The organism is Janthinobacterium sp. SUN137 (assembly GCF_030587265.1).
In the GTDB taxonomy this organism is placed as follows: domain Bacteria; phylum Pseudomonadota; class Gammaproteobacteria; order Burkholderiales; family Burkholderiaceae_D; genus Janthinobacterium; species Janthinobacterium kumbetense.
On record NZ_JAPWHZ010000004.1, the window covers coordinates 396,765 to 421,924 of the forward strand.

General features: G+C 62.9%; 18 protein-coding genes and 1 riboswitch. Of the genes, 16 read left to right on the forward strand and 2 right to left on the reverse strand.

What is annotated here, in order from left to right; genetic code table 11:
• Window positions 1-99 precede the first annotated feature (99 nt).
• Window positions 100-168: riboswitch (S-adenosyl-L-homocysteine riboswitch) on the forward strand.
• 27 nt (window positions 169-195) lie between these two features.
• The 3 genes from ahcY to metF all read left to right on the forward strand — a co-directional run bounded on the left by ahcY (window position 196) and on the right by metF (window position 2,875).
• Window positions 196-1,620: an adenosylhomocysteinase gene (gene ahcY, locus O3298_RS22270; protein ID WP_070258574.1), complete on the forward strand. Its 1,425-nt coding sequence runs from the start codon at window positions 196-198 to the stop codon at window positions 1,618-1,620.
• Window positions 1,621-1,701: 81 nt separating this feature from the next.
• Complete coding sequence (locus O3298_RS22275) at window positions 1,702-2,058, forward strand: phage holin family protein (RefSeq protein WP_099665786.1); 357 nt, start codon at window positions 1,702-1,704, stop codon at window positions 2,056-2,058.
• Window positions 2,045-2,875, forward strand: a complete 831-nt coding sequence (metF, locus tag O3298_RS22280) for a methylenetetrahydrofolate reductase [NAD(P)H] (RefSeq protein WP_034783533.1) — start codon at window positions 2,045-2,047, stop codon at window positions 2,873-2,875. The genes O3298_RS22275 and metF overlap by 14 nt, the downstream gene beginning before the upstream one ends.
• 63 nt (window positions 2,876-2,938) lie before the next feature.
• Here metF and O3298_RS22285 read toward each other — a convergent pair whose 3' ends face one another.
• Complete coding sequence (locus O3298_RS22285) at window positions 2,939-3,466, reverse strand: 5-formyltetrahydrofolate cyclo-ligase (RefSeq protein ID WP_305060563.1); 528 nt, start codon at window positions 3,464-3,466, stop codon at window positions 2,939-2,941.
• 104 nt (window positions 3,467-3,570) lie between these two features.
• On the opposite strand from O3298_RS22285, the gene O3298_RS22290 reads away from it, so the two are divergent.
• The 4 genes from O3298_RS22290 (at window position 3,571) to O3298_RS22305 (ending at window position 8,199) form a co-directional block, all read left to right on the forward strand.
• Window positions 3,571-5,559 (forward strand): lytic transglycosylase domain-containing protein, encoded by a 1,989-nt coding sequence (locus O3298_RS22290; RefSeq protein WP_305060564.1) that lies wholly within the window; start codon window positions 3,571-3,573, stop codon window positions 5,557-5,559.
• A gap of 12 nt (window positions 5,560-5,571) precedes the next feature.
• The gene (locus tag O3298_RS22295; RefSeq protein ID WP_305060565.1) at window positions 5,572-6,288 is read left to right on the forward strand and encodes a glutathione S-transferase family protein; all 717 of its coding nucleotides are present in this window, start codon (window positions 5,572-5,574) and stop codon (window positions 6,286-6,288) included.
• A 12-nt stretch (window positions 6,289-6,300) separates the two neighbouring features.
• Window positions 6,301-7,398 carry a multifunctional CCA addition/repair protein gene (locus O3298_RS22300; RefSeq protein ID WP_289918500.1) on the forward strand — a complete coding sequence of 366 codons (1,098 nt, stop codon included), beginning with the start codon at window positions 6,301-6,303 and terminating at the stop codon, window positions 7,396-7,398.
• An 87-nt stretch (window positions 7,399-7,485) separates the two neighbouring features.
• On the forward strand, window positions 7,486-8,199 hold the full coding sequence (locus O3298_RS22305; RefSeq protein ID WP_099665781.1) for a GNAT family N-acetyltransferase: 714 nt from the start codon (window positions 7,486-7,488) through the stop codon (window positions 8,197-8,199).
• On the opposite strand, the gene O3298_RS22310 is transcribed toward O3298_RS22305, so the two are convergent.
• Window positions 8,191-8,715 carry an Lrp/AsnC family transcriptional regulator gene (locus O3298_RS22310; protein WP_034753092.1) on the reverse strand — a complete coding sequence of 175 codons (525 nt, stop codon included), beginning with the start codon at window positions 8,713-8,715 and terminating at the stop codon, window positions 8,191-8,193. The genes O3298_RS22305 and O3298_RS22310 overlap by 9 nt on opposite strands.
• 125 nt (window positions 8,716-8,840) lie before the next feature.
• Between O3298_RS22310 and hppD the strand changes: the two genes are divergently transcribed.
• The 9 genes from hppD to kefC all read left to right on the forward strand — a co-directional run bounded on the left by hppD (window position 8,841) and on the right by kefC (window position 25,136).
• The gene (hppD, locus tag O3298_RS22315; protein ID WP_099665780.1) at window positions 8,841-9,968 is read left to right on the forward strand and encodes a 4-hydroxyphenylpyruvate dioxygenase; all 1,128 of its coding nucleotides are present in this window, start codon (window positions 8,841-8,843) and stop codon (window positions 9,966-9,968) included.
• Between the two features lie 196 nt (window positions 9,969-10,164).
• Window positions 10,165-13,761, forward strand: coding sequence for an indolepyruvate ferredoxin oxidoreductase family protein (locus O3298_RS22320; RefSeq protein WP_305060566.1), 3,597 nt, complete (start codon window positions 10,165-10,167; stop codon window positions 13,759-13,761).
• A gap of 123 nt (window positions 13,762-13,884) precedes the next feature.
• Window positions 13,885-15,381 (forward strand): S41 family peptidase, encoded by a 1,497-nt coding sequence (locus O3298_RS22325; RefSeq protein WP_305060567.1) that lies wholly within the window; start codon window positions 13,885-13,887, stop codon window positions 15,379-15,381.
• A 163-nt stretch (window positions 15,382-15,544) separates the two neighbouring features.
• Window positions 15,545-18,265, forward strand: coding sequence for a TonB-dependent siderophore receptor (locus O3298_RS22330; protein WP_305060568.1), 2,721 nt, complete (start codon window positions 15,545-15,547; stop codon window positions 18,263-18,265).
• Window positions 18,266-18,390: 125 nt separating this feature from the next.
• Entirely contained in the window at window positions 18,391-20,217 is a 1,827-nt protein-coding gene (locus tag O3298_RS22335; protein ID WP_305060569.1) for a M14 family metallopeptidase, read from the forward strand.
• Window positions 20,218-20,278: 61 nt separating this feature from the next.
• Entirely contained in the window at window positions 20,279-21,421 is a 1,143-nt protein-coding gene (locus O3298_RS22340) for an ankyrin repeat domain-containing protein (RefSeq protein ID WP_305060570.1), read from the forward strand.
• A 99-nt stretch (window positions 21,422-21,520) separates the two neighbouring features.
• Window positions 21,521-22,663, forward strand: coding sequence for a glycosyltransferase (locus tag O3298_RS22345; RefSeq protein WP_305060571.1), 1,143 nt, complete (start codon window positions 21,521-21,523; stop codon window positions 22,661-22,663).
• Between the two features lie 10 nt (window positions 22,664-22,673).
• Window positions 22,674-23,246 carry a dual specificity protein phosphatase family protein gene (locus O3298_RS22350; RefSeq protein ID WP_289918488.1) on the forward strand — a complete coding sequence of 191 codons (573 nt, stop codon included), beginning with the start codon at window positions 22,674-22,676 and terminating at the stop codon, window positions 23,244-23,246.
• Between the two features lie 63 nt (window positions 23,247-23,309).
• On the forward strand, window positions 23,310-25,136 hold the full coding sequence (kefC, locus tag O3298_RS22355; protein WP_305060572.1) for a glutathione-regulated potassium-efflux system protein KefC: 1,827 nt from the start codon (window positions 23,310-23,312) through the stop codon (window positions 25,134-25,136).
• Window positions 25,137-25,160 lie beyond the last annotated feature (24 nt).

Consider the following 25,160-nt stretch of genomic DNA (forward strand, 5'->3'; position numbering starts at 1 on the left):
GCCCCGGCCTGCTGGCCGCGGGCGCTTTTTTTATGTGTTGTTACGTGGCAATGCCGTGCAAACAGGCTGGCGCGGCGGCCTTGACAATGATAAAATCCCGTGTCCGAGGAGCGTTGCGACGAAGAAATTCGCCAGGCTCGGAATATCCTGCAACTGCGCTCACGTACCTTTTTCAACAACTGAAAGGAGGGCGTGATGAACGCCGTACTCAAATCGCAACACGACTACACCATCGCCGATATCACCTTGGCCGCATGGGGCGACAAAGAAATCAAGATTGCTGAAACGGAAATGCCTGGCCTGATGGCCATCCGCGAAGAATTCGCGGCAGCGCAGCCTCTGAAAGGCGCGCGCATCACCGGTTCCATCCACATGACCATCCAGACCGCCGTGCTGATCCAGACCCTGGAAGCACTGGGCGCGCAAGTGCGTTGGGCATCGTGCAACATTTACTCCACGCAAGATCATGCCGCCGCCGCCATCGCTGCCGCCGGCACGCCTGTGTTCGCCGTCAAGGGCGAGTCGCTGGACGATTACTGGGAATACACGCACCGCATCTTCGAATGGCCGAACGTGGACGGCAAGGCCGTCTACTCGAACATGATCCTCGACGATGGCGGCGACGCGACCCTGCTGCTGCACCTGGGCGTGCGCGCGGAAACCGACCTGTCGGTACTGGCCAATCCAGGCTCGGAAGAAGAAATCTGCCTGTTCAACTCGATCAAGAAGCACTTGCTGGCCGATCCGACCTGGTACTCGAAGCGCCTGCCGGAAATCCTCGGCGTGACGGAAGAAACCACCACTGGCGTGCACCGCCTGTACCAGATGCACAAGGAAGGCAAGCTGGCTTTCCCTGCGATTAACGTGAACGATTCCGTCACGAAATCGAAATTCGACAATCTGTATGGCTGTCGCGAATCGCTGGTCGACGGCATCAAGCGCGCCACCGACGTGATGATCGCCGGTAAGGTCGCCGTCATCGCCGGTTACGGTGATGTGGGTAAAGGTTCGGCGCAAGCTATGCGCGCCCTGTCGGCGCAAGTATGGGTGACGGAAGTCGATCCGATCTGCGCACTGCAGGCGGCGATGGAAGGCTACCGCGTCGTGACCATGGATTACGCGTGCGAACACGGCGACATTTTCGTCACCTGTACCGGCAACTACCATATCCTCACGCACGATCACCTGACGCGCATGAAAGACCAGGCCATCGTCTGCAACATTGGTCACTTTGACAATGAAATCGACGTTGCTTCGTTGAAACAATACGAGTGGGAAAACATCAAGCCGCAAGTCGACCACATCATCTTCCCGTCGGGCCGCCGCATCATCCTGCTGGCCGAAGGCCGCCTGGTCAACCTCGGTTGCGGCACGGGCCACCCGTCGTACGTGATGAGCTCGTCGTTCGCCAACCAGACGATCGCGCAGATCGAGCTGTACGCGAACACGGCCAACTACCCGGTCGGCGTGTACACCTTGCCAAAACACCTCGATGAAAAAGTCGCTCGTTTGCAACTCAAAAAGTTGAATGCGCAGCTGACGGAACTGACGCAAGAGCAAGCCGACTACATCGGCGTGCGCACGGAAGGCCCTTATAAACCTGAACACTACCGTTACTGATCGGTAGTCCGGGGCTGTCACTCACCCTCCGAGGGCCGACGCCTGGCGCCGGCCTGACCTCACTTTTGACAGGCTAGAGAAATGCGCTTGCTACTGATTTGGTTTATCAATGCGGCGGCCCTGTTTGCCGTCCCTTATTTGATGCACTCGGTGACGATGAGCAGCGGCTGGACCGCGCTGCTGGCCGCTGCCGTGCTGGGGCTGGTCAATGCGCTGATCCGTCCCTTGCTGATCCTGCTGACCCTGCCCGTGACGTTCTTGTCGCTGGGCCTGTTCATTTTGATCATCAACGGCTTCATGTTCTGGCTGGTGGCGCAGATGATCGCTGGTTTCCATGTCGCCAGTTTCTGGTCGGCCGTGGGCGGTGCCATTCTGTACAGCATCATTTCCTGGGCCTTGTCGACCTTACTTTTGAGCAACGACGATGGAAAAGCATAACTTCAGTATTGAGTTTTTCCCGCCGAAAACCCCGGAAGGGGCGGAAAAGCTGCGCGCCACGCGTGTCAAGTTGTCTGAATTGCATCCGAAGTATTTCTCGGTGACGTTTGGCGCCGGCGGCACCACGCAGCAGGGTACGCTGGACACCGTGCGCGAGATCCTGGCGGCCGGCGAACAGGCCGCGCCCCATCTGTCTTGCGTGGGCGGTTCGCGCGAATCGATCCGCGCCGTGCTAGCCGACTTCAAGGCGGCCGGCGTGAACCGCATCGTGGCCTTGCGCGGCGACTTGCCGAGCGGCTATGGCGCCTCGGGCGAGTTCCGCTACGCCAACGAGCTGGTGGAATTCATCCGCGCCGAGACGGGCGACCATTTCCATATCGAAGTGGCTGCCTATCCGGAAGTGCACCCGCAAGCCCGTTCGCCGCAGGACGACTTGAACGCGTTCGCGCGCAAGGTGCAGGCCGGCGCCGATGCGGCCATCACCCAGTACTTCTACAATGCCGACGCGTATTTCCAGTTTGTCGAGCAGACGCAGAAGATGGGCATCAACGTGCCTATCGTGGCCGGTATCATGCCGATCACGAACTACACGCAATTGATGCGCTTTTCGGACATGTGCGGCGCGGAAATTCCACGCTGGGTGCGTCTGAAACTGGCCAGCTTCGGCGACGACAGCGCGTCCATCAAGGCTTTTGGCCTGGACGTGGTGACGGGCTTGTGCGAACGCCTGCTGGAAGGCGGCGCGCCAGGCTTGCATTTCTATAGCATGAACCAGGCGGCGCCCACGACCGCACTGTGGCAGCGCCTGGTCAAGTAATTCTTTGCAGTTATAGCGCCTAACAAAACCGTCGCGACGCGCAGTAGGTTATGTTAGGTGCTTTCAGAGCAGATCGCCCTCGGTCACGATGTGATCGAGGGCGATGTCGTATTCGCCGTTGGGAAAGCTTGCCGCCAGGCAGGTATAGGCGATGCCCACGGTGCGCGGACGGGGCAGTTGCGCCAGGGTGCGGTCGTAATACCCGCCGCCATAGCCGAGCCGGTACCGTTCCCCATTAAACCCCAGGCAGGGCACCAGCAGGGTGGCGGGCGCCGGGCGCAGGCGCAATTCGGCGGGCACGGCCACGCCCATGCCATCCTTGACCATCGCTTCTCCGGGCCGCCAGTCACTGAATGCCAGCGGCGCATGCTTTTCCAGCACCACCGGCAAGCTTAATTGCACGCCGCGCGCGGCCAGTTGCGCATACGCGCCGTGCAGGTCCGGCTCGCCATGCAGGGGCCAGTACACGCCCAGTTCCTTGACGTTTTCCTGCGCGCACCAGTCCAGCAGGCGCTGCGCGATGGCCGCATCCCACTGCGCGCGCGTGGCGTCGGGCAGGGCGCGCCGGGCCGCCAGCAAGGCTTTGCGCAAGCCGGCTTTTTCCTGTGGCGCAATGGGTGGCCGTGCAGCCGGATCGCATGTTATTCTAGGGTCGCTATTCATATCACCATCAAGTTAAGATTGAGAGTCGTACATTGATTTCCCCACTGAAATGGATTGCCGGCACGATGCTGTGTGTTGCATCGGCCTTGTCTCCCCTGGCCGCCCTGGCCCAGGTGTCCGCCACCGTAACGCCTGCCGCTCCCGACACGCGCAGCGAGGACGATGCCTTCTTGCTGCTGCGCGACGCCGCGCGCAAGGATGACGTCGAAAAAGCCGACTTTTATGCGGGGCGCCTGACGAATTACCAGATTCCCTCGTATGTCGACTATTATCGGCTGAAACCGCGCATCAAACAGTTGACCGAGGCACAATTTCGCGATTACCTGAACCGCTACAAGGGCAGCGCCATCGCCGACCGTTTCCGCAACGACTGGCTGCTGGAACTGGGCCGCAAGCGCGACTGGGTCGTGTTTGATGAACAATACCCGCAATTCGCCCTCGACGACGATACCCAGCTCAAGTGCTACGCGCTGATGTCGCGCGCCGCCAAGGGGCAGAACGTGGCGTCCGAGGCGCGCAACCTGCTCGTCTCGCCGCCCGGCTATGGCGAAGCGTGCGGCAGCCTGATCGCGGCACTGGCGCAAAATGGCCAGTTCGACACGAACGACCTGTGGGCGCAGATCCGCCTGGCGGGCCAGACCAACGCTACCGGCCCGGCCCGTCGCATCGCGCTGTTGCTGGGCGCGTCCGACGCGAAGATGGCGCAAGCCATCGACTTGCCGGCGCTGGTGCTGGCCAAGGGCGCGGGCGCCAGCCGTGCCGACCACGAAATGTACCTGGTGGCCGTCGGCCGCATGGCGAAAAGCACCTTGAAACTGGGCGTCGTGGCCCTGCAAAAGGCGAGCGCGCAATTGACGCCGCAGGAACAGGCCATCGGCTGGGCCAGTCTGGCTCTGCAAGCGTCGTATGCGCTGGCGCCGGAAGCGTTCGAATATTGGCAAAAAACCAATGGCGCACCTCTGACCCAGGAGCAGATGCAATGGAAGGCGCGTATCGCCTTGCGTGAAGGCAACTGGCCACTGGTGAAGGCCGCCATCCAGGCCATGCCGGCCTCGCTGCGCACGGATCCCACCTGGGTGTACTGGCTGGCGCGCGCGCAGCAGGCGGAAACGCCGGGCCGCCCGAATGCGCAGGCGGACGCCCTGTACCGCACGATTGCCGACCAGTCGAATTTTTATGGCTTGCTGGCCAATGAAGAGCTGGGCAACCATCTGGTCTTGCCGCCGCCGGGCCAGCCCGTCAGTCCGACGGAAATTGCCGCCATGGCCGCCAATCCGGGCTTGCAGCGCGCCTTGAAATTTTTCAACATGCGCCTGCGCTTCGAAGGCACGCGCGAGTGGAATTGGGAATTGCGTTCGATGACGGACCGCCAGCATCTGGCGGCCGCGGAATTTGCGCGCCAAAACAATGTGCTCGACCGCATGGTCAACACCTCGGACCGCACGCGCCTGGAAGTGGACTATACGCAGCGCTACCCGACGCCGCATGACGACGTCATGCATCCGGCCACGCAAACCCTGGGCCTGGACAAGGCCTGGGTGTATGGCTTGATCCGCCAGGAATCACGCTTCATCATGGATGCGCAGTCGCACGTGGGCGCGTCCGGTTTGATGCAGGTCATGCCGTCGACGGCCCGCTATGTTGCCAAGAAGATCGGCCTCACCGATTTCGTCACGGAAACCTTGAGCGATGTGCGCACGAATGTCTTGCTGGGCACGAATTACCTGAACATGGTGCTTGGCGGTCTTGACGGTTCGCAAGTGCTGGCCAGCGCCGCCTACAACGCGGGACCGGGGCGCCTGCGTATCTGGCGCGCCACCATGACGCGTCCGCTGGAAGGCGCCGTCTTTGCCGAGATCATTCCGTACACGGAAACGCGCGGCTACGTGAAAAACGTGATGGCCAACGCCACCTATTACGCTGCCCTGTTCGAGAAGAGCCCGCAGTCGCTGAAGGCGCGCCTGGGCACCGTGGGACCGAAAAACAGCGCCGTTTCCGCCGATTTGCCATCATCCAACTAAAGTCCGCCGACCATGCAAACGACCATCCTTGATCCCAGCCTGACGCAAACCCTGGCCGCCGCGCGCGAGCCGGGCCTGACCCTCATCATCGGCAACAAGAATTACTCATCGTGGTCGATGCGCCCGTGGGTGGCCATGACGGCCTTCGGCATCCCGTTCCAGGAAGTGCGCGTGCTGCTCGACCAGAGCGACACGGCCACCAAGATCGCCGAATACTCGGCCTGCGGCCGGGTTCCCGTGCTGCTGGCGGGCGAGATCACGATCTGGGACAGCCTGGCCATCTGCGAATACCTGGCCGAGCAGTTTCCCGATAAACACATGTGGCCGCAAGACGTCGCCGCGCGCGCCATGGCGCGTTGTATCTGCGCGGAAATGCATTCCGGCTTCTCCGGCTTGCGCACGGACATGTCGATGAATATCAAGGCAAAATTGCCGGGACGTGGCCGCACGGCCGCCGCGCAGGCCGACATTGGCCGCATCAGCGAAATCTGGGAAGAGTGCTTGTCGCGCTTTGGCCACCACCAGTTCCTGTTTGGCGATTTTTCCATCGCCGACGCGTATTTCGCCCCCGTCGTCATGCGTTTCCGCACGTATGGCGTGAGCCTGGCGCCGGCCCTGAACGCGTATTGCGAGCGCGTGCAGGCGCACCCGGCCGTGGCCCGCTGGATCACGGAAGCGCTGGCGGAAACGGAAGTCGCTGCCAAGCACGACGCGGAATTACCTGAATAAGAAAAGAGTGTTATGAAGATTTACACGGTCGGTGGCGCGGTGCGCGACCAACTGCTGGGCTTGCCCGTGAAAGACCACGACCACGTCGTCGTGGGCGCTACGCCGGAAGACATGCTGCGCCAGGGCTTCCGGCCCGTCGGCAAGGATTTTCCCGTGTTTTTGCACCCGAAGACGCAGGAAGAATACGCCCTGGCCCGCACGGAACGCAAGACGGCACCCGGCTACCGGGGCTTTGTCTTCCACACGGCGCCCGACGTCACGCTGGAAGACGACCTGGTGCGCCGCGACCTGACCATCAACGCCATCGCCCGGGCCGAGGACGGGACGTTGACCGATCCGTTCGGCGGCATAGCGGACATTCGCAATAAAATCTTCCGCCACGTCTCCGACGCGTTCGGCGAAGACCCCGTGCGCATCTTGCGCCTGGCCCGCTTTGCCGCCCGTTTTCATGCGTTCACTGTTGCGCCCGCCACCCTGGCCCTGATGCGCCGCATGGTGGCCGACGGCGAAGTCGACGCCCTCGTGGCCGAGCGCGTGTGGCAGGAAGTGGCCAAGGGGCTGATGGAAAGCCATCCTTCGCGCATGCTGACGGTGCTGCACGAATGCGGCGCCCTGGCGCGCATCATGGGCGAAATCACGCTGAGCGAGCGCTTGCTGCAGGTCGTCGACCATGCCGCCGCGCAAGGTCATGACTTGCCCGTGCGTTTCGCCGCCCTGATGCTGCATATGAGCAAAGATGCCATCGAGCAACTGAGCGAGCGCTTGCGCGTGCCCAATGAGTGCCGCGAGCTGGCCGTCATGGCGGCGCTCGAACGGGACCATATCAATGGCGCGCTGGCGCTGAGCGCTGAAGCCGTGGTGAGCTTGTGCGAACGCTGCGACGGCTTGCGCAAGCCGCAGCGCTTTGCGCAACTGTTGCAAGCCGTGGCTTGCGACGGGCTGGTCACTGGCGATTTCCCTCAGGCGGCGCGGCTGCAGGGTGGATTGGACGCGGCGCGCGCCGTGAATGCGGGTGCGCTGGCGCAAGGCTGTACTGAGCCGAAACGCATCCCCGAAGTCATCCACGCGGCGCGGGTGGCGGCCGTGCAAGCGTTCCTGGCCCAGGCTTGAATGGCGGGAATAGGCTACAATGGCGCCATAATGTTGCACCGCACAATACCAGCCTGACGTGCCGCAGCACCGCCCCCAGGAGTCGACGTGACCTTACCCAAGCTGTTTCAAAACCCGTTTCGCCGCTGGCTCAGCCGTAGCGGTGGCGGGCGTCCGACCGTGCTCGTCAAGCAATTGCATGAGCGCGACCGGCGCCGCATGATGAAGCATTTCCTGTCGCTCGAGAAAAGCGACCGCCTGCTGCGCTTCGGCAGCGCCTTGCCCGATGAACTCGTGGCCCAGTACGTGCAAAAGATGGATTTTTCGCGCGACATGATCTACGGCGTCTACAACAGCCTGTTCAAGCTGGTGGGCGTGGGGCACCTGGCGTTTGCGCCTAAGGACCAGTCGCCGGCGAAAAGCGTGGTGACGGACAAGGAGCAGGTGGCGGAGTTTGGCGTATCCGTGTCGAAATCCATGCGCGGCATGGGGGTCGGGTCGAAATTGTTCGAACGGGCGGCGATTCACTGCCGTAACAACGATGTCGATACCCTGTATATGCATTGTTTGTCGTCGAACAAGACGATGATGCATATCGCCAAGAAGGCGGGCATGGAAATCCAGCGCGACTATGGCGAAGCCGATGCATATCTGAAACTGTTGCCGCCGAACCCGACCAGCATGCTGCAGGAAGCCGTGCAGGAACAGTTCGCCATGTTCGACTACACGTTCAAGGCCAACGCGCGCGCCGCGTTCAAGCTGTGGGATCGCTTGCCGGGGCGCAAGAAGAAGCCCGGGCCGCCGTCACCGCCGTCACAGTAAGGGCAGGGCCGTCGTATCCTTGATGCGCTGCAAGGCAAAGCTCGATTTCACGTCCAGCACGGCCGGGTGGCGCAGCAGGGTCGCCATCATGAAGCGCGAAAAGTGCTCCATGTCTTCCACATGCACGCGCAGTAAATAATCCATTTCCCCAGTCATCGCATAGCAGGCCACCACTTCCGGCCATTGCGCCACGGCCACGGCAAAGTCGGCGCGCGGCGAGGTATTCGTCACCAGATTCGGTGCCAGCACGCGCGCCGTGCTGTGCGCCGTGGCGTCGCTGTGCTTTTCCAGCCGCACGTTGACGTAGGCGAGCAAGCCCAGGCCGATCTTTTCCGGGTCCAGCAGGGCCACGTACTGGCGGATCACGCCCGCTTCTTCCAGCCGTTTGACGCGGCGCAAGCATGGCGACGGCGACAGGCTGACCTGCTCGGCCACGTCCTGATTCGACAGGCGGCCATCGGCCTGCAGGACGGCGAGGATCTTGCGATCCGTTTTATCCAGCGTAATTTTGCTCATGCTTCCTCCGGTGGTTCTTGTTTCACGCAATATTATTGCGCAAATCATGATTGTTCGGGAGATCTTTGGCATTTAATGCCCACAGACCGCGCCTATACTGTGCGCTACTTCTTGGAGGAGACATCATGCAATTTCAGCCTTGGGATAACCCGATGGGTACCGATGGTTTCGAGTTCGTCGAGTATGCAGCACCAGACCCAAAAGCATTGGGCAAGCTGTTCGAGAACATGGGCTTCACGGCCATCGCGCGCCACCGCCACAAGGATGTGACCCTGTACCGCCAGGGCGACATCAATTTCATCATCAATGCCGAACAAGATTCGTTCGCGCAGCGTTTTGCCCGCCATCACGGCCCGTCCGTGTGCGCCATCGCCATCCGCGTCGACGACGCGGCCTTCGTGTACCGCCGCGCGCTGGAACTGGGCGCCTGGGGCTTCGACAATAAAACGGGGCCGATGGAGCTGAATATCCCCGCCATCAAGGGCGTGGGCGATTCCCTGTTGTACTTCGTCGACCGCTGGCGCGGCAAGGGCGCCGACAAGCCGGACGCGGCCGCACCGGGCGGCATCGGCGATATCAGCATCTATGACGTCGATTTTGTCGCCATTCCCGGCGCCGTCGCCAACCCCGTCGGCCATGGCCTCACGTATATCGACCACCTGACGCACAATGTGCACCGTGGCCGCATGAAGGAATGGGCGACGTTCTATGAAAGCCTGTTCAACTTCCGCGAAGTGCGCTATTTCGACATCGAAGGCAAGTTGACGGGCCTCAAGTCGAAGGCCATGACTTCGCCGTGCGGCAAGATCCGCATTCCGATCAATGAATCGTCGGACGACAAGTCGCAGATCGCCGAATACCTGGACCAGTACCATGGCGAAGGCATCCAGCACATCGCCCTGGGTACGGACAATATCTACGCGTCCGTGCAAGGCATGCGCGATACGGGTATCGATTTCCAGGATACGATTGAAACTTACTATGAGCTGGTCAACCGCCGCCTGCCGAACCATGGCGAGCAGCTGGAAGAACTGCGCCGCCTGCGCATCCTGATCGATGGCCACAGCACGGAAAACGAACGCGAACTGTTGCTGCAAATCTTCACGCAGACGGTGATCGGCCCGATCTTCTTCGAGATCATCCAGCGCAAGGGCGACCAGGGCTTCGGCGAAGGCAATTTCCGCGCCCTGTTCGAATCGATCGAGCTGGATCAGATCAAGCGCGGCGTGCTGAAAGATACGAACGCGGCGTAATGTTGCTTTGTAACAAATAGTAGTAAAAAAGGCAGCAGCACCGGAGTGCAGCGCAGCAAAGAACTGCGCGCATTCCTGTGGTAGTCTACGACAAACAAGTCATTTTTCCGCACCGGCATTGTCCACAAGGCACAGCCGGTACGTGTGAGTTCAACCGACTTTGCACGCGTAGCACAGAGAATAATGGAGACAAGTAATGAATGCACCAATCAAGGGCTCGAGTCTTGAGCCGGGCGCGCACGCGTCCGAAATTTCCCTGAACGACAAATACACGCTGGAGCGTGGCCGCGCCTTCATGACGGGCACGCAAGCGCTGATCCGCCTGCCCATGCTGCAGCGCGAGCGCGATTTGAAGGCTGGCCTGAATACGGCTGGCTACATCACCGGTTACCGCGGTTCGCCTGTGACGTCCGTCGACATGACGGCGATCAAGGCCAAGAAATACCTCGATGAACACCACGTCAAATTCCATCCGGGCCTGAACGAAGACCTGGCCGCCACGGCCGTCTGGGGCACGCAGCAAACGAATCTGTTCGAAGACGCGAAATACGACGGCGTGTTCGGCATGTGGTATGGCAAGGGCCCTGGCGTCGACCGCTGCGGCGACGTCTTTAAACACGCGAATAACGCCGGCTCCGCCAAGCATGGCGGCGTGCTGGTGCTGGCCGGTGACGACCATGCGGCGAAATCCTCGTCCACGGCGCACCAGTCCGACCATATCCTGAACGCCTGCGGCATCCCCGTGCTGTACCCGTCGTCGGTGCAGGAATACATCGACTACGGCTTGCACGCGTGGGCCATGAGCCGCTACACGGGCCTATGGGTGTCGATGAAATGCGTGACCGACATCATCGAGTCGGGCGCCGCCGTCGATTTCGACCCGGACCGCGTGCAGATCACCCTGCCGACCGATTTCGAAATGCCTGCCGGTGGCTTGAACATCCGCTGGCCCGACACGGTGCTGGAACAAGAAGTACGCATGAACAGCTACAAATGGTATGCGGCGCTGGCGTATGCGCGTGCCAACAAGCTCAATAAAATCATCTGGGACAGCCCGAAGGCGCGCATCGGCATCATCACGGCCGGCAAATCCTACCTGGACACGCGCCAGGCGCTGGCCGACCTGGGCATCGACGAACAGACGGCGTCCGACATCGGCATCCGCCTGTACAAGATCGGCATGACGTGGCCGCTGGAAGCGGATGGCGTGCATGAATTTGCCAAGGGCCTCGATGAAATCCTCGTGGTGGAAGAAAAGCGGCAAATCCTCGAATACGCGCTGAAGGAAGAACTCTACAACCTCAAGGACGGCGAGCGTCCGCGCGTGGTCGGCAAGTTCGACGACACGGGCGAATGGAGCAACCAGAAGGGCACCGGTCACGGCGACTGGCTGCTGCCGGCCACCTATGAACTGAATCCGGCCATGATCGCCCGCGCCATTGCCAGCCGCATTTCGCGCTACTACGCCGGTCATCCGGTGGAGCAGCGCGTCAAGGAACGCATCGCCTACCTGGAAGCGAAGGAAAACGTCCTCAAGGCCATCAGCGTGAAACCCGATCCGCAAAAGGACCGCACGCCGTTCTTCTGCTCCGGCTGCCCGCACAACAGTTCGACCAAGGTGCCGGAAGGCTCGCGCGCGCTGGCCGGCATCGGCTGCCACTACATGGTGCTGTGGATGGACCGCGAAACGTCGACGTTCACCCACATGGGCGCCGAAGGCGTCACCTGGGTGGGCCAGGCGCCGTTCACGAATGAAAAGCACGTGTTTACCAACCTCGGCGACGGCACGTATTTCCACTCGGGCATCCTGGCGATCCGCGCGGCCGTCTCGGCCAAGGTGAACATCACTTATAAAATCCTGTTCAACGATGCGGTGGCCATGACGGGCGGCCAGGAATTCGACGGCCCCCTGTCGCCGGCCATCATTTCGCGCCAGATCGCCGCCGAAGGCGTCGGTCCCATCATCGTCGTCACGGATGAACCGGAAAAGTACCCGGACGATTACGCCTGGGCGGAAGGCGTCACCGTGCGCCACCGTTCGGAACTGATGGACGTGCAGCGCGAACTGCGCGACATGCCCGGCGTATCGGCCATGATCTACGACCAGACCTGCGCCTCGGAAAAACGCCGCCGCCGGAAACGCAACGAATACCCGGACCCGGCCAAGCGCGCCGTCATCAACGAAGCCGTCTGCGAAGGCTGCGGCGACTGTTCCGTGCAATCGAACTGCCTGTCGGTGGAACCGCTGGAAACGGAACTGGGGCGCAAGCGCCAGATCAACCAGTCGTCCTGCAACAAGGATTTCTCGTGCACGACGGGTTTCTGCCCCAGCTTCGTGACGGTGGAAGGCGGTGGCTTGAAAAAGCCGAAGAAAGCGGCGGCTGCCGACAAGGACGCGCCAGCGGCGCCGGCCTTGCCGACGCCAGTCATTCCATTGACGGCCGAGCCGTTCGGCATCCTGGTCACCGGCATCGGCGGCACGGGCGTCGTCACCGTGGGCCAGATCCTGGCCATGGCGGCCCACGTGGAAGGCAAGGGCTGTTCCGTGCTGGACATGAGCGGCCTGGCGCAGAAGGGCGGCCCCGTGATGTCGCACGTGCGCCTGGCGGACCGCCAGGAAGATATCCACTCGACGCGCGTGGGTACCGGTGCGGCCGACCTCGTCATCGGCTGCGACCTGATCGTCACGGCCAGCCGCGACGCCCTGTCGCGCATGGGAGAGGGCCGCAGCTGGGCCATGATCAACTCGACCAGCTCGTCGACGGCCGCGTTCGTGAAAAACCCGGACTGGCAATTCCCCGGCGCCTCGGCGCGCATGGAAATCGAAAAGGCGTGCGGCAGCGACCACGTGGACTTCATCGACGCGGGCCAGATCGCCACGGCGCTGATGGGCGACTCCATCGCGACGAACATGTTCATGCTCGGCTACGCCTGGCAAAAGGGCAAAGTGCCGCTGTCGGAAGCTGCCATCATGAAGGCCATCGACTTGAACAACGTCTCGGTGGCGTTCAACAAGGCCGCCTTCAACTGGGGCCGCGCCGGCGCCCACGATGCGGCCAGCCTGGTGCGCATGACGACGCCAGCCAAGGTGGTGGAATTCAAGCGCATCGAAACGCTCGACGACCTGATCGAAAAGCGCGTGGCCCTGCTGACGGCTTACCAGGACCGCGCGTATGCGCAGCAATACCTGGACTTCGTCGGCCAGGTGCGCGCCGCCGAAAGCGCCCTGAATGGCCCGCACCTGCGCCTGACGGAAGCCGTGGCCCGCTACTTCTACAAGCTGATGGCCTACAAGGACGAGTACGAAGTGGCGCGCCTGTACACGGACGGCGCCTTCCAGGCGAAGATCGCGTCCATGTTCGAAGGCGACATCAAGCTCAAGTTCCACCTGGCGCCGCCGATCATGGCGAAAACGGATACCCATGGCCATTTGATCAAGAAGGAATATGGCCCGTGGATGCTGAAGGCCTTCGGCGTGCTGGCCAAGTTCAAGGGCTTGCGCGGCACGGCTTTCGACGTGTTCGGCCATACGGCCGAGCGCAAGATGGAACGCGCGCTGATACTCGAATACCGCGCGACGGTGGGTGGCTTGCTGCCGAAACTGACGATGGCCAAGCTGGCGCAAGCCGTGGCGATTGCCAGCATCCCGGAAGACATCCGCGGCTATGGCCACGTGAAGGAGCGTCATTTGAAGGCGGCGAAAGAGAAGGAAGCCAGTTTGCTGATCGCCTTCAATGCGCCGACGCCGCTGCCGCCCGTCGTGGCGGCACCCGTGGCGGCCACCGTGGCGTGATGGGGTGAACTCCACGCTGTAGCAATGGCGCCTGCGGGCGCCATTTTTTTGTATCAAAGAAAACAACGCCTGTTTGTAAAACGTCTTATAATTTTTCGATAATTTCTTTTCGGAAAGTTCGTCATGTCTTCCCTGCGCTTTTCCGCCCTGGCGGTTCCTCTCGTATTGTTGTTGAGTGCCTGCGGCGGAGGCGGAGGCAGCGACAGCGCGCCCGTCGTGCCGCCCGTGACGCCGGCGGGTCCGGCGGCGCTGGTCGCTTCGTCCACGGTCGAGAACCGCTGTGCGGCGCCGCGCGGCGGCAGCAGCATCGACAAGCCGGGCACCTTGCTCGATGAACTGACGTGGGTGCGCAGCTGGATCGATGAAACGTATCTGTGGTACCGCGAAGTGCCGACCACCTACCAGGCGCAGAGCTTTGCCACGCCCGTCGCGTACTTCGATGTGCTGAAAACAACGGCCACGACGGCATCCGGCAAGCCGAAGGACCAGTTCCATTTCACGTACACGACGGCCGAATGGGAAGCTTCGCTCAATGGCGTGGAACTGGGTTACGGCATGCTGCTGGCGCTGACGCGTACCACGCCGCCGCGCAAGGCGGTGATCTCGATCGTCGAGCCAGGCTCGCCGGCGGCACTGGCGGGCTTGCGGCGTGGTGACGTGCTGCAAACCGTCGATGGCGTCGATTTCGTCAATGTCCCCGACACGGCCAGCGTGGCTATCCTCAACGCCGGCCTGTTCCCCAAGGCGCAAGGCGCGCACACGCTGGGATTCAGCCGTAACGGCGCGCCCCTGTCGGTGAGCCTGACGGCGGTGGACGTGAGCACCAGCGCCGTGCAGAACGAGCGCATCATCGACACGCCCACGGGCAAGGTGGGCTACCTGACCTTCAATACGCACAACAACGTGGCCGAACGCCAGCTGGTCGAGACCATGGGCCGCTTCCAGGCGGCCGGCATCAGCGACCTGGTGCTCGATGTGCGCTACAACGGCGGCGGTTACCTCGATGTCGCCAGCGAACTCGCTTACATGATCGCCGGTCCGCAAGTCACTACCGGCAAGACCTTCGAGCAGGTGCTCTTCAATGACAAGACGCGGCCGGAAGCGCCCGTGCCATTCCATGCGGAAAGTCAGGGCTTTCCCGCGCAGAATCCCCTGCCCAAGGGCACGCCGCTGCCTTCGCTGGGGCTCAAGCGGGTGACATTGTTGACAACAGGCAACACCTGCTCGGCCAGCGAAGCGATCATCAACGGCTTGCGCGGCGTGGACATGCAAGTCAACCTGATCGGCGGCACGACGTGCGGCAAGCCCTACGGTTTCTATCCCGCGCCAAATTGCGGCACCACGTATTTCGCCGTGCAATTCCAGGGCGTCAACGCCAAGGGCTTTGGCGACTTTGCCGATGGCATGGCGCCGACCTGCGACGTGGCGGACGATTACCAGCATGCGCTGGGCGACGCGGCGGAAGGCATGCTGGCGGCGGCGCTGCGCTACCGCAGCAGCGGCAGCTGCACGCCGCCCATGGGGGCCACCAGGCTGTTGAGTTCGATGGAGAGTCCGGCCGACGCGGCCGCGCACCTGTTGCGGCCGTCCTACAAGGAAATTGCCATCAGGCGCCATTAACGCGCATGTTCCTGCCATAGGCTAACGAGGACGCCTGGCGTTTTTCTGCTCATGAATCTTTCTATATAACAATTTTGATATATAGAAAGATGAATCCATTCGTTCTGGAATGACTGACATTTTGCTATCTTGCCGCTTTTCTCCCACCTTGAGAAGCGCAACGATGTCGAAACAGTTCAAGTTAACACCGCTCAGCCTTGGCGTATTGGCCATCCTGGGCGGCACCGCATGGCAGGCGCACGCGCAAACGCAAGCGCCCGCAGCGGATCAGCAGGCGGCGGCCACCCCGCCAGCCGTCGTGGTCACCGGTTCGCGCATTCCCCGCGCCAGCCTGGAAGGCCCGTCTTCCGTCACCATCCTGACCGGCGACGAAATCACCAAGCAGGGCTACAAGAACGTCTTCGACGCGTTGACCAGCCAGGTGCAGAACAGCGGCTTTACGCAGGGCGAGGATTACGGCAATACCTTCACGCCGTCGGCCAATACCATCAGCCTGCGCGGCCTGGGTCCGAACCATACCTTGATCCTGCTGAACGGCCGCCGCCTGGCCGACTTCCCCATCGCCTATGACGGCGCCGTCAACTTCACCAACCTGGCGAACATCCCGTCGAGCATTGTCGACCGCATCGAAATCCTCAACGGCGGCGCCTCGGCCATCTATGGCTCGGACGCGATCGCCGGCGTGGTCAACGTGATCCTGAAAAAACAGACGGACGGCTTCGATATCAACGTCAAGCTGGGCGGCACCTCGCGCGGCGGCGCCGGCAACCAGCGCGTGCAGCTGACGGGCGGCGGCAATTTCGACAAGCTGCATACCCTGTTCAGCGTGGAACTGAGCCAGCGCGACCCGCTGTGGAGCATGGACCGCGACTTCATGACCAGCCGCTCCGGCGTGCCGACGACGATCGCCGCGCGCCGCACCCTGGTGAAAGGCAAGGCCGGCAACTATGTCGACCTGGGCGACACCTGCGGCCAGTTCGGCGACATGTTCGGCGGCAGCGTCAGCAAGTACACGGCGGCAAACGGCAGCTATTGCGCCAGCCCGAAAGCCCGCCCGACCTTCTGGACCACGCAGACGAAGAACCAGAGCCAGAACGTGTTCGGCAGCGCCAATTACGAGCTCGATGCCGACACCACCCTGTTTGCCGATATCCTGATCGGCAAGAACAAGACCGTCAACAATACGCGCGGCCCGTCGTGGACCTCGGCTTCGCTGAACGGCAATTCCTTCCTGAACCAGAACAGCGGCGCCTACGAAGAGTGGACGCGCTTTATCTCGCCCGAGGAAATCGGCGGCGTGCAGCGCTATAACCGCAGCTGGGACGACCTTGCCACGGCCATCTCGCTCGGTGCCAAGGGCCGCATTCCGGGCAGCGCCTGGCAATATGAGGCGAACTACAACGCCTCGGTCTACACGAGCGAAGCCCACCGGCCGCAGTTGCGCTCGAACATCGACAGCTTCTTCCTGGGACCGAAGCTGGGCACGGACGCGAATGGCGTGGCCATCTACGCCCCCGATCCCGCGCGCCTGTCGCAGCGCCTGACGCCGGCCGAATTCGACAGTATCAGCGGCTACAGCGACAGCAAGGACAAGGCCTGGACGAATACCCTGAGCCTGGCCACGAATGGCGACCTGTTCCAGCTGCCCGCCGGCACGGTGAAAATCGCCACGATTGCCGAAGCGAGCAAGCAGGGCTTCAGCAACGAACCCGACGCGCGCATCGACCAGGGCTATTTCAATGTCGCCACCGGTTCGGGCGTCACGGCCGGCACCCGTTCGCGCTATGCGCTGGGCGCGGAGTTGAATGTGCCGCTGCATGAAAAGCTGACCGCTACCGTCGCCGGCCGCTATGACCGCTACAGCTTTGCCGGCCGCAAGGAAGGCAAGTTCACTTACAACGGCGGGCTGGAGTTGCGTCCGGCGCCGGACCTGCTGTTCCGCGCCAACTACGCCACCAGCTTCCGCGCGCCGGACATGAACTACATCTACCAGGCACGCGGCAAAGGCTATTATTCGAGCACCACCGACTATTACCGTTGCGATGCTGCGGGCAAGGCCATCGACGGCTGCGAGTATGCCAATAAATCGCCGGGTGCCGATTACGTGCAGAACGGCAGCCGCGACCTGCAGTCGGAAAAGGGCAAGTCCTTCGGCGTGGGCGCCGTCTGGTCGCCGAGTTCCAATTTCGACGTCTCGGTCGATTACTGGAACATCAAGATCGACGACCTGGTGACGAATCTGGACGCCGACAAGCTGCTGCGCGACGAATCCGATTGCCGTCTCGGCAAGGCTGACATCGGCTCGCCGACCTGTATCGATACCCTGGGCCGCATCGAGCGCTACGCGGCCAATGCCTTGAACAAGGCGGGCGAGATCAAGACCATCACCGTCAACCCGATCAACGCGGCCAAGAAAAGCAGCAGCGGCATCGACGTCAGCCTGAAATACTTGCTGCGCACGACGGACTATGGCCGCTTCGCCTTCAAGGCCAACTACGCCCGGGTGCTGAGCAAGAAATCGCAGCAATTCGCCGGCGATGCAGAGACCGATGAAACCAAATCGATGACCAACATGGATTGGCCCGACAAGCTGAACCTGAGCGTCAACTGGGCTGCGGGCGACTGGTCGAACACCTTGCTGGTCAGCCGCTACGGCAAGCTGCCGAATGCCGCCGGCAAGGCTTACCTGACGCCGACGGCGCTGGCCAACATCAGCACCGTCTACCGCATCAATGACCGCGCCACCGTTTCGCTGATCGTCAACAACGTGTTCGACAAGATCAAGCGCGACGCCAGCAACGGCTGGCCGTACTACCCGATCGGCAACTACAGCCCGCAAGGCCGCCAGGGGTGGGTCGAGTTCAACTACCATTTTGGCTCGTAATTCACGCTTGCCGAAGCAAGGCCGGAGCAGCTGACACTGTTCCGGCTTTTTTATTTTCCGGCGCGTTTTTATCCGACCGCCACTCTATAATTGCCCGCTTGTCCTCTCTCGATGGAGTTTGACCCATGCTACGCCACGCCCTGCTGTCCACCGCCCTGTTGACCGTGTTTGCCGCCAGCGCACACGCCGCTCCCGCTCCCGCCCTGACGACGGTGGCCGAGCGCTCGGGCTTTTTGAATACGGGCCGCTACGCGGAAGTGGAAACCCTGTGCCGCCAGTTCCAGGCGCGCTATCCGAAGCAGGTGCGTTGTATCGAATTTGGCCGCACGCCGGAAAACCGCCCCATGCTGGCGCTGGCCGTGACGAATACGGGCGCGCTGACGCCGGCCGAAGCGGCACGCCGCAAGCTGCCTGTGCTGCTGGTGCAGGGCGGCATCCATGCGGGCGAAATCGATGGCAAGGATGCGGGCTTCCTGGCCTTGCGCGAAGTCCTGGAGGGCAAGGCGGCGCCCGGCGCGCTGGACAAGCAGGTGCTGCTGTTCGTCCCCGTCTTCAATGTCGATGGCCATGAGCGCTTCGGTCAGTGGAACCGTCCGAACCAGCGCGGTCCCGTGGAAATGGGCTGGCGCAGCACGGCGCAAAACTACAATCTGAACCGCGAATACATGAAGGCCGATACGCCCGAGATGCAGCACATGCTGGCGCTGGTGAACGCCTGGGACCCGCTGGCCTACGTCGACCTGCACGTCACCGACGGCGCCCAGTTCGAACCCGATATCTCGATCCAGGTCGAACCCGTGCATGCGGGCGATGCGGCCCTGCGCGTGGCGGGAACGGCGCTGCGCGACGGCGTGCTGGCCGACCTGGCCAGCCAGGGTTCGGACCCGAAACCGTTTTATATTTCGTTTGCCGAGAACGACAATCCGCAATCGGGTTTTGTCGATTCGGCGCCGAATCCCCGCTTTTCGCATGGCTATTTCCAGCTGCGCAACCGCTTCGGCATGCTGGTGGAAACCCATTCGTGGAAGGATTATCCGACCCGCGTGCGCATTACCCGCAACACCATCGTCTCGCTGCTGTCGCAAGTGGCGCAGCATGGCGCGCAGTGGCGGCAAACGGCCCTCGAGGCGGACGCGCGCGCCGCGCAGCTGGCAGGCAGCACCCTGCCGCTCACCTACAAGACGACGGAGAAGAGCCGCATGATCGCGTTTCGCGGTTACGCCTACACGCGTACGCCGTCCGAAGTATCGGGCGCGCTGATGACGCGCTACGATGAAACCACGCCGCAGATCTGGAACGTGCCATTGCGCGACGAAATCGTGCCCGACCTGCAGCAGGCCGCGCCGCAGGCCGGCTACCTGGTGCCCGCCGCGCAGGCGCAGATGGTGGCGGCCAAGCTGCGCCAGCATGGCGTGTCGTACCAGGTGCTGGCTGGCGCGCCGGGCAAGCTGCCGGTCGAGACCTTCCGCGCCACGCAGGTGAAATTCGGCGCGCAGTCGTTCGAGGGACGCCAGACGGTGGCCGTGCAGGGCGAGTGGCAGAAAGAGGCGCGCGTGGTCGGTGCGGGCGCGCTGTACGTGCCCGTCAACCAGGCCAAGGCGCGCCTGGTCGTGGCCCTGCTCGAACCGCGCGCGCCCGATTCCCTGCTGGCCTGGGGCAGTTTCAATACGGCCTTCGAGCGCAAGGAGTACATGGAAGAATACGTGGCCGAAGACGTGGCGCGCGCGCAGCTGGCGGCCGACCCGGCGCTGGCAGCGCAGTTCCAGCAGAAGCTGGCCAGCGATCCCGCATTTGCCAAGAGTCCGGCCGCGCGCCTGGAATTCTTCGCCCGCCGCCACGCATCCTGGGATGAACGCCTGAACCTGTATCCGGTATTGCGCACGGATGTCGCGCCTGCCGGCTTGGCATTGCCGTCGACGCGCACACCGAAGTTGTCAAATCGCGCAGATTAATCGAAAGAAAATGCTATTCTCCGCTCGATGATGGCGCCGCCACCACGAGCAGAGACCATGAATGGGCAACAAGACACTGTATAACCAGCACCGGGAGACGTTTTTTCACCTCTGCGACGCCGTCGGCGAAAATCAGGTGGAACAGGTGCGCAGCCTGCTCGAGGCCACACCGCTGCTGTTGACCTTGCGCCGCTACAACATGGATGACGGCGAATCGCTGCTGCATCTGGCCGCGGCCGGCGGCAGCCGCGACGTCTGCGTCCTGCTCGTGTCGCTGGGCCTGGACATCGACCTGCCCTTGCCCGGCTACCGCAACCATACGCCGCTGGACGCGGCGGCAAGCCATGGCCATCTGGATACCTGCCGCTGGCTGCTCGAGCAGGGTGCTGCCGTCGACGGCTTGCCGGACAATATACTGTCGCCGCTGGACAGCGCCTGCGTGGGCGGCCACGAGGATGTGGTGGCATTGCTGTTGCAGTCGGGCGCCAATCCGAACCGCCTGCATACGCGCTGGAACCAGGCGCCGGTCGATATCGCCAGCGGCTGGGGTTTTCCCGCGATCGTCCAATTGCTCGCTGCCGCCGGCGGCGTCAGCATACTCGACGTGCCGCAGCAAGCGGCCGCCTCGCCGCAGGAATCGATCCGCACCTTCATGCACAACAGCGCCGGCTGGGTATTGCCGGCCGTGTTCAGCCCGGACAGTGGCGACGCGCGCTTTTCGCTGGGGATCAGCTGCATCGGCGGCAAGAGCGATTTCAAGCTGTTGTTTACGGTCGGTCTGTTCCAGCAATCCCCGATGACCGAACTGGCCATCTGCCTGCCTGGCCGCTGGCCGCTGACGGTCCACGGCTTTGCGGAGCACAGCCCCTGGCGCTTTCCGGTGGCGCTGCTGGCACGCCTGGGACGGCGCACGCTCGACCGGGCCAGCCTGGCGGCGGGCGAGCTGCTGCGGCGCGACGCTCCGCACCTGGCGGACCTGGCTTGGCCGGACGGCGTCGATGCGTTGCTGGCCATCGACAAGCGCTGGAATCCGGAGCCGGAGGAGGACATTGCCGACGATGACAAGGTCACCATCCATCTGCTGGTGCCGGTGAAGTTCACGAAAAAAGGCGCGCCTGACGCCAGCGCCTTGCCGGCCTTGATCGAACGCAAGCTCAAAGGCAGCTGGAAAGTGTCGGCCTTGCCCGTCCCCGTCATCAGCTAGCGCGCACGTGGCCAGATCAAACCGGCCAGCTTGCAGCGATGTTATCCTGCCAATGCATCTTCCGCGTCCGCGCGCAACCTGTTCACGCATCGGTTTTTCATGACACAAAAAATTCTTCTCCTGAGCGTCTCGGCCGGCGCCGGCCACATGCGCGCGGCGCAAGCTATCGAGGCGTATGCGGCGCGCGATGGCGGCGGCCCAGCGGCGCTGGCCCTGCATCTCGACGTGATGGATTTCGTCACGCTCGCCTTCCGCAAGCTGTACACGGATTTGTATATCAAGCTGGTCAACAAGGCGCCCGCGCTGTGGGGCTATCTGTATCACGCCACCCACGATGCGCCGCGCGACGGCTCGATGCAGCGTCTGCGCCGCGCCGTCGAGCGCCTCAACACGCGCGCGCTGATGGCGCGGATCGCCGCTTTCCAGCCCGACGCCATCATTTGCACGCATTTCCTGCCGGCCGAATTGCTGTCGCGCGCATTGCGCCAGCAGCAGCTGGCTTGCCCCGTGTGGGTGCAGGTCACGGATTTCGACTTGCACCGCATGTGGGTGCACGAGCAGATGCAGGGCTATTTCGCCGCCACCGACGAAGTGGCGTTCCGCATGCGCCACGAAGGCATTCCCGCCGGGCGCATCCACGTGACGGGCATTCCCATCATGCCCGCGTTCGCGCAGGCGCCCGACCGCGTGTCGTGCGCGCAGGCGTTTGGCCTCGACCCGCGGCGCACGACGATCCTGCTGATGGGCGGCGGGGCGGGGCTGGGCAGCCTTGAAACGGTCGCCGCGCGCCTGCTGGCGCTGCCGGGCGACTTCCAGCTGATCGTGCTGGCGGGGAAAAACGCCACCGCGCTGGCGGCACTGCAGGTATTGGCCGGCCAGTATCCGGGTCGCTTGCTGGCGCAAGGCTTTACCAGCGAAGTCGAGCGCCTGATGGCGTGCGCCGACCTGGTGATCACCAAGCCGGGCGGGTTGACCACCTCGGAATGCCTGGCGCTGGGCTTGCCCATGATCGTCAACTCGCCGATTCCGGGGCAGGAAGAGCGCAATGCCGACTATCTGCTGGAGCAGGGCGTGGCCCTGAAGGCATTCGATGCCGTCACCCTGGAATACCGGGTGCGCCTGTTGCTCGAGCATCCCGAGCAGTTGCAATCGATGCGCGCAAAGGCGCTGGCCCTGGGCCGCCCGCGCGCCGCCCAGGACGTGCTGGCGCAGGTGCTGCGCGCCGGCGCCGTTCTTCAATAACCAGGAAACCATGATGCTGCATGTCGTACTGTTGACCCTCGCCCTGGGGCTTGCCGCCGCGCCGGCCGGGGCGCAACCATCGCCTCCACGCCATCCGGACTGGGCCACGCCGCTGCCGCAGGTGTCGAACCTGCACCAGGTCACGCCCGTCCTGTACCGCAGCGCCAGGCTGGATAGCGCCGACGTGGCCCAGCTGCAGGCGCTGGGCGTGAAGACGGTGATCAGCCTGCGCTCCTTCCACTCCGATACGCAGGTGCTGGAAGGCAGCGGCATCCGCGCCGTCCGCATCCCCATCAATACCTGGGCCATCCGCGACCGCCATGTGATCGACACCATGCGTGCCATCCGTGCCGCCGGACAGCAGGGTCCCGTGCTGCTGCATTGCCTGCACGGCGCCGACCGAACGGGCATGATGGCTGCCATGTACCGCATGCTGTACCAGGGCTGGCCGCGCGAAAAGGCGATCGACGAACTGAAAAACGGCGGCTACGGCTACCATGCCGTGTGGAAGAATATCGAAAGCTACCTCCAGCGCGTGAATGTCGACGAACTGCGCGCACGTATCGAGGCGCCGCAACCCTGATACCCCGCTGGCGCGCCACTTCAGGCATGATTGCGATTCCAGTCACGTTTTTCCGGAATCCGCATGGAACACCACAGCTTTCTCATCAACATACTGTTTTACCTGGTCGCCGCCATCATCATGGTGCCGCTGGCCAAGCGCCTGGGCATGGGCGCCGTGCTGGGTTACCTGGTGGCCGGCGTCGTCATCGGTCCCTGGGGCCTGGGCCTGATCAAGAATGTTGAGGTGATCCTCAGCTTTTCCGAATTCGGCGTGGTGCTGCTGCTGTTTTTAATTGGCCTGGAGCTGGAGCCGAAGCGCTTGTGGCTGCTGCGCCGTCCCATCTTTGGCTGGGGCGGGGCGCAGGTGGGCGTCGTCAGCGCGGGCTTGTGCGCCGTGGCCATGGCCTTTGGCGTGGACTGGCGCACGGCGCTGGTCGGCGCGCTGGGGCTGTCGCTGTCGTCGACGGCCATCGTGCTGGCCACCCTGGGCGAACGCAAGCTGATGAGCACGCCGGCCGGTTCCGCCGGCTTTTCCATTTTGCTGTTCCAGGATATCGCCGCCATTCCCATGATCGCTCTGGTGCCGCTGTTGGGCGGGCTGGTCACGCATAGTGGCGAACCGGGCTGGCTGCGCGTGGCAAAGCTGGCCGCCGTGCTGGCGGCCTTGGTGATCGGCGGTCGCTTCCTGGTGAATCCCATCCTGCGCTTCATCGCCAGGACGGACTTGCGTGAAATCTTCACGGCCTTCGCCCTGCTGCTGGTGATCGCCATCTGCGTGCTGATGGAATCGGTGGGCCTGTCGATGGCGCTGGGCACCTTCATGGCGGGCGTGCTGCTGGCCGACTCCGAATACCGCCATGAACTCATTTCCGACCTGGAGCCGTTCAAGGGACTGCTCCTGGGCCTGTTTTTCATCGCCGTGGGCATGTCCGTTGATTTCGGCGTGCTGCGCGCCCAGCCCTTGCTGATCCTGGCCCTGGTGGCGGGCCTGCTGGCGGTCAAGGTCGCCTTGCTGTACGTGCTGTCGAAGTTTGTCGACATTCCCCGCGGCCAGCAGCTGTTTTTTGCGCTGCTGCTGTCGCAAGGGGGCGAATTTGCCTTCGTCGTGTTTGCCGCCGCCGAGGCCGCGCACGTGTTTGCGCCGGAAACGGCCGCGTTGCTGGTCGTGGTGGTGACCCTGTCGATGGTGGCCACGCCCTTGCTGCTGCTGTTGCACGACAAATTTGTCGCGCCGCGCCTGCAAGGCGAGAAGAAGCGCCGCCCCGACGACCATATCGAGGCGCAGGACAATCCCATCGTCATCGCCGGTTTCGGCCGCTTCGGCCAGATCATCGGCCGCCTGCTGGCAGCCAACAAGATCGGCGTGACGGTGCTCGATCACGATCCGGACCAGATCGACCTGCTGCGCAAGTTCGGCTTCAAGGTGTTTTATGGCGACGCCACGCGCGTGGACCTGCTGGTGGCGGCCGGCATCGAGAAGGCCAGGGCGCTGGTGATCGCCATCGACAATGTGGACGACAGCCTGGCCCTGGTCGACGCCGTGCGCCTGCGCCTGCCGGAACTGACGATTCTGGCGCGTGCGCGCAACGTCACGCATTACTATGAATTGATGAAGCGGGGCGTGACGCTGATCGAACGCGAAACGTTCGCCGCGGCGCTGCTGCTGGGCGAGCAGACCTTGCAGCAGGTGGGCTTCAGCCCGGATCGGGCGCAGCGCGCGGCCGGCATCTTTGGCCGGCATAACCTGAAAACCCTGCTGGAAGTGGCGCCGCACTTCCAGGACCAGCAAAAAGTCATGTCCCTCACGCGCCAGGCGCGCGAGGAACTGGAAGACATGTTCGAGAGCGATGCGGCGGCGTTTGCCTCGGAGCAAGCGGGAGAACCGGGGTCAGACCCTCAACACCGTTAACGCGAAGGCTTGTGCTAACAATCG

Bases quoted from the DNA above. Each gene is read 5' to 3' on its own strand.
- ahcY (WP_070258574.1), top strand. From the start codon at position 196: ATGAACGCCGTACTCAAATCGCAACACGACTACACCATCGCCGATATC.
- O3298_RS22300 (WP_289918500.1), top strand. From the start codon at position 6,301: ATGAAGATTTACACGGTCGGTGGCGCGGTGCGCGACCAACTGCTGGGC.
- kefC (WP_305060572.1), top strand. From the start codon at position 23,310: ATGGAACACCACAGCTTTCTCATCAACATACTGTTTTACCTGGTCGCC.
- metF (WP_034783533.1), top strand. From the start codon at position 2,045: ATGGAAAAGCATAACTTCAGTATTGAGTTTTTCCCGCCGAAAACCCCG.
- O3298_RS22295 (WP_305060565.1), top strand. From the start codon at position 5,572: ATGCAAACGACCATCCTTGATCCCAGCCTGACGCAAACCCTGGCCGCC.
- O3298_RS22350 (WP_289918488.1), top strand. From the start codon at position 22,674: ATGATGCTGCATGTCGTACTGTTGACCCTCGCCCTGGGGCTTGCCGCC.
- hppD (WP_099665780.1), top strand. From the start codon at position 8,841: ATGCAATTTCAGCCTTGGGATAACCCGATGGGTACCGATGGTTTCGAG.
- O3298_RS22330 (WP_305060568.1), top strand. From the start codon at position 15,545: ATGTCGAAACAGTTCAAGTTAACACCGCTCAGCCTTGGCGTATTGGCC.
- O3298_RS22320 (WP_305060566.1), top strand. From the start codon at position 10,165: ATGAATGCACCAATCAAGGGCTCGAGTCTTGAGCCGGGCGCGCACGCG.
- O3298_RS22335 (WP_305060569.1), top strand. From the start codon at position 18,391: ATGCTACGCCACGCCCTGCTGTCCACCGCCCTGTTGACCGTGTTTGCC.
- O3298_RS22275 (WP_099665786.1), top strand. From the start codon at position 1,702: ATGCGCTTGCTACTGATTTGGTTTATCAATGCGGCGGCCCTGTTTGCC.
- O3298_RS22340 (WP_305060570.1), top strand. From the start codon at position 20,279: ATGGGCAACAAGACACTGTATAACCAGCACCGGGAGACGTTTTTTCAC.
- O3298_RS22345 (WP_305060571.1), top strand. From the start codon at position 21,521: ATGACACAAAAAATTCTTCTCCTGAGCGTCTCGGCCGGCGCCGGCCAC.
- O3298_RS22325 (WP_305060567.1), top strand. From the start codon at position 13,885: ATGTCTTCCCTGCGCTTTTCCGCCCTGGCGGTTCCTCTCGTATTGTTG.
- O3298_RS22310 (WP_034753092.1), bottom strand. From the start codon at position 8,715: ATGAGCAAAATTACGCTGGATAAAACGGATCGCAAGATCCTCGCCGTC.